At 51.0% G+C, this 4,482-nt stretch carries 5 protein-coding genes; 4 read left to right on the top strand and 1 reads right to left on the bottom strand.

Annotated elements, in window-relative coordinates; translation table 11 throughout:
- On the top strand, positions 1 to 219 hold a 219-nt coding region (locus tag Q0668_RS11270; RefSeq protein ID WP_298864397.1), incomplete at its 5' end, for a hypothetical protein.
- A 508-nt stretch (positions 220 to 727) separates the two neighbouring features.
- Positions 728 to 955 (top strand): hypothetical protein, encoded by a 228-nt coding sequence (locus Q0668_RS11275; protein ID WP_298864399.1) that lies wholly within the window; start codon positions 728 to 730, stop codon positions 953 to 955.
- A gap of 313 nt (positions 956 to 1,268) precedes the next feature.
- On the opposite strand, the gene Q0668_RS11280 is transcribed toward Q0668_RS11275, so the two are convergent.
- Entirely contained in the window at positions 1,269 to 2,738 is a 1,470-nt protein-coding gene (locus tag Q0668_RS11280) for a hypothetical protein (protein WP_298864401.1), read from the bottom strand.
- Positions 2,739 to 2,894: 156 nt separating this feature from the next.
- Between Q0668_RS11280 and Q0668_RS11285 the strand changes: the two genes are divergently transcribed.
- Positions 2,895 to 3,143 (top strand): helix-turn-helix domain-containing protein, encoded by a 249-nt coding sequence (locus Q0668_RS11285; protein ID WP_298864402.1) that lies wholly within the window; start codon positions 2,895 to 2,897, stop codon positions 3,141 to 3,143.
- Positions 3,140 to 4,330, top strand: a complete 1,191-nt coding sequence (locus tag Q0668_RS11290; protein WP_298864403.1) for a site-specific integrase — start codon at positions 3,140 to 3,142, stop codon at positions 4,328 to 4,330. Before Q0668_RS11285 ends, Q0668_RS11290 begins: the two co-directional genes overlap by 4 nt.
- Positions 4,331 to 4,482: the final 152 nt, after the last annotated feature.

The following is a 4,482-nucleotide window of genomic DNA, read 5'->3' on the forward strand; positions in this document are numbered from 1 at the left end:
TCCAGGGGCATAGCCGGTTCCGGAAGTTTGGCGAGCGTGACTGTGATCATGACCGATCTCCAACGGACTCCCAAAGAATACGCGGTCGGCTTCAGCTACAGTTCAACGCGGCAACTATGCGAACTGCAATTCACTCAGGTGTTTGTTTTCGGTGTGGTTGCAGAAGCAAGCACACCGAAAACAAACACTGCTATGAACTTTTCTAAGTCGCTGGTGTAAAACGGTTTACAACGACACTGGAGTCAGCATCGGCGTCATCGGTCCTTGATGTGTGAGCGGCACGGCCTGAGCTCAATGGAGAATTAATAATAGTACAATACGTCACGGCACGCGTCGGCTTGCGATCAGGTAGTCCGCTGCGGACGACACCCCGCGGTTGCGGAGCACCGTTTTTCCTGACAACCGTCTTCAGCGGAAGTCTCGATCCCCAAAACTTCGTTGCGTGAGTCGTCTTGGTTTGCTGTTAGATCCGAACCAACAAGTTTGTTCTCGAGAAGTGATTGCAATCGTCATCAAAGTCATCTGTCGCGGATGATTAGGCCACGCTGGAATCGATGTTCGGTTTACCATTTTCCGAGCCCAGGATTGCTTTCCGTTTGCTAAATAAACGCAGAAATCGTGTCATTATATAGTGCATAGGAACGCTTAGCCCTCAGAGAGTCGCGCGAAAACGTATGTAATCCAGGATGCCAACCACGGCGACTGTATTTCGCGAATGGTTCTTGCCGTGCACTCGACACTCCCAGCTATAAAACGGGCAAAAACGCGGCATCATATGGTCGATGGACTCCGTAGCTCTCAGCCATCACGAAAGTCGTCGATGCGTTCGGGAATTCCGCGTGGCGCTGCACCCGGTGATTTCGAGAACGTCACTCCCGCCATCCGATCGAAAGACGTTAGCTTTGATAACCGTCGCGGTTCTGATTTTTATGCATTTCGCGGGATGTCATCGTGACGGATGCGATGCAATCAGGTTGCCTGCTGAGCCGACGAACGTCTCGAAGGCGACGTGACGCCAATCTCCCCCTTTAAGACGCTCCCGCCCGGTCGCTGTTCGAGTCCTTTTTCATGCGCACAAATTCCCCCATTCACTTTCCATGACCCCGAAAGCCGTACCCTTATGGACACAACCAGACCACATTCGACGTTATCAAAAACTCAAGCCCAGATGGCATCAATGCTTGGACAGATTCTCGCCAAGACTTTCATTGACGAAAATTGCCCGTCGCGACGACCACTAACCGACATTCGCTATTCAGAGTCCGGCATTACTTCACGTCCGCCTGCGAATGAAGAAAAGACTGAATCTCCGGAGTAATATCCACCGTCTCGTGGCACGCGCAATTCTGACAGAGAATATCGACTGAGATGAGAGTGTGGTCGTTGTACTCGTCGTTTGAGAGATAGTGTCCCGTGCTATCGTTGCAAGAACAAATCCAGCCGAGATAATCGCTGAGGTTCTGAGCCGCAACATGCAGTTCTTCATTGACCTCTGCGATGTGAGACGGCGTTGACGTCGTCGCGCTGATGTTAGCCAAACTGTTCGGCTTGAGAGACTCAACGCTCGTGCCAACGTTTTTCTTGTAACCTCGATCTCCTGCACGACGATTCCGCGTCATTTCGGAGTAATAATTAAGTAGCGTGAAGAACACTGAAGGGCTGAAATCTGGAATCGGAATCGTCATCGGATCAAAACCGATGTTGCAGAGTTGATCTCGTAACAGGATCAGTGGCAGCATGCCGAGTTCGGGCTGGCGGCGATAAAGCACGTCAAAGTATTCCAGTTCCCGTTGTGTCAAATCATTCGGAAGAAACTTCCTTATTTCCAACATCGCAACATGAATGCACTGTGACATCGACTGGTAGGCATCCACGATCATTTGGATTCGACATTCTCGCACCATTGGCTGGGGAATCGTCCCACCATCTCTCTTCACTTTGGCAATCTGATGAATCACGCCGTCCGATTTCTTGATTAGCCAGTCGCCAAATCGCTCAGTGCTATCGTTTCGGTGTTTGTATAAAGCAACCGCGAGACGATCCGAAACAAGTTGGTACCAACCAAGTGAGTCCTTTGTCTGATCTGCGTCCAGCTCCAGAACTTGATCGAATAGTAAGTGCCTTAGAGCATCGACCCGCATTTCTGGCGAAAGTTCTTCAAGATCATACGGGTTGTCCAATGCAGCTTTAAATAGCCCAAACCTGATCTGTTCCTCTGTGTTCGGTGACGCAATTCCCCATTCTTCTGCGAGCGATCTACCCTGCGACAGCAACTCCGAGATTGACCAGCCATCAACTGCGTTACTCCCGCCACCAAGCGTCTGCGGCAGAATATTTTTCTCACCAACACCGCTGGCAGAAGCAATTCGCAGATCCGCTATTTGTTTGAAACGCCGGCCGAAGGTCTCCCGAAGCCACGGTCGTTGCTGAAAAATCCATCTCTGTGCGTCAAACGATCGCGACTGTTCAGGGGCCAGGGTGCCATTGGATTCGCAAATCACCTGGCCGAGTAACGAAGCTTCAATAAAGAACGCTTCAACTCCGCCGCATGGCACTACTCGCCTGTGGCCAACTCCGTCTCGGAATACCGCAAGCGACAGGCAAAAGTCCGTCGGTAGCTCTTTTTGCAGCTTTTCTTGAGGTCGCCAGCTCAGATGCGAAACGACTCCTGCGGAACTGGGGGCGCATGAAGTTTCTTCTACTGTGCAGATTCCAATCTCACTCGCAAGTTTCGGCATGGCGTCTCCCCACTCAGTCTCCAAACCGATCCGACAACAACTGCGGTCATTGGATCACGATTTCTTCAGATTTTTCTTCCAAAATCGTCCGGCGTTCCAACTGGAGATAAATGGCTGTGCTGATCAGCCACCACCGAAGTCAATCGGGAGCGAGAAATGACCAACGGACTGAATCTGAGTGAAGCTGAAATCCAAAAACTCTTTGATGGCGGTGCATGGGCCGATCGCCCCTTTTTGACTCTGGCCGATGTCGCTGACCTACTGAACATCCCCAAGGGAACGATCTACGACTGGAGGAGCCGCGGTTTGCTTGACAACTGTAGCCGCAAGGTTGGCAAACAGGTGCTTTTCGTCCGTGATCGGCTGATTCAAACAATCTTTAACCAAGGACTATTTGATAAATGACTTCAGAACGCAATAGTAAATTCGAGAAAATCGGTGATGTCGTTTCGATATTTCGACGGGACGATATGTGGTATGCGAATTGGCAGTGGGAAGGCAGCCAATATCGTAAATCACTCCGCACGAAGAACAAAAAAGAGGCTCGACGCAAAGCAGTGCTTTTAGAGGGGGAGATCCTTCGAGGAGAGCACGCGAAAAAGGGGTGCAAGAAGCCCTCGAAGGCAGTTCTGGTTGATGCAGTGCAGGCATACCTGAAGCACTGCGAAACGGAGCGGCGAGCAGAGAAAACACTGACCAAATACAGGCAAGTGCTGGCGTCGGCATGTGATCTGGCTGCGGAACTTAAGCTTACCGATCTCTCGCAGATCGATATGCAGTTCATCGACGAATTTCGTCACCGCCGTGTTGCGTTGGGACTGGCGGATAAGACCGTCTACAACCACACAATGATTGTCAGACAAACAATCAACTACGCGATGTCTCGAGGTATGATCACGAAAGATCCACTGACCAAACTGAAACTCAAGAAAGCGAAGGCGAAAACACAACCGTGCTGGTCTCGTGAGGAAGCCGAATCGATCCTCAGTGCATCCACAGAACCACACCGCTCTATTCTGACAACGCTTGCCGACACGGGTGCGCGTGTTGGAGAGATCAAATGGCTTACATGGGACGACGTTGACTTTGGCCACAATGTTTTGCATATCCGAGCAAAAGACGGCTGGAAGCCAAAGACGGGCGACCGCCGAGCGATCCCAATGACATCTCGTCTGAAAAAACTTTTGAAATCGCGTCGACGAAGAACTGAATGGGTTTTCACCGCCGCACCGTCAAAGAAGTATCCGAACGGTGACAATCAGTTCTCTGAACGAAGACTGCTGGAATATCTCAAACGTGTGCTGAAACCCCTGGGACTGAAAGGGCATCTGCATACGTACCGTCACGCCTTCATTTCCCATGCAATCTCTGCAGGCATTCCGGCCGAGGTCGTACGTGGAATGATTGGGCATGTGGACGACGACATCCTGAAATTGTACACGCACATCGCAGACAACCGGAAGCAATCCGCAATTGAGCGTTTTGAAAACGCCACGGACAGCTCGCCAGATTCGAACTCACATAAGATGAGCGACGGCGAAAACCTAGTTTCTGAAGAGAGGGATCCGAACGATGACGATAGTCAGGATTAGAAATCAGCACAATTTCAGCACAGTGCCGATCAGCGGAAGTTTGCAATCGCCGCAAATGCAAACAGGCCAGCGGGTTAGGCTGGCCTGTTTAGAATTGAGCGGAGAGAGGGGGATTCTCTGACCGACGATCTGATGCGATGTCTCGTGTGCAG

The organism is uncultured Gimesia sp., assembly GCF_937910335.1.
Lineage (GTDB): Bacteria > Planctomycetota > Planctomycetia > Planctomycetales > Planctomycetaceae > Gimesia.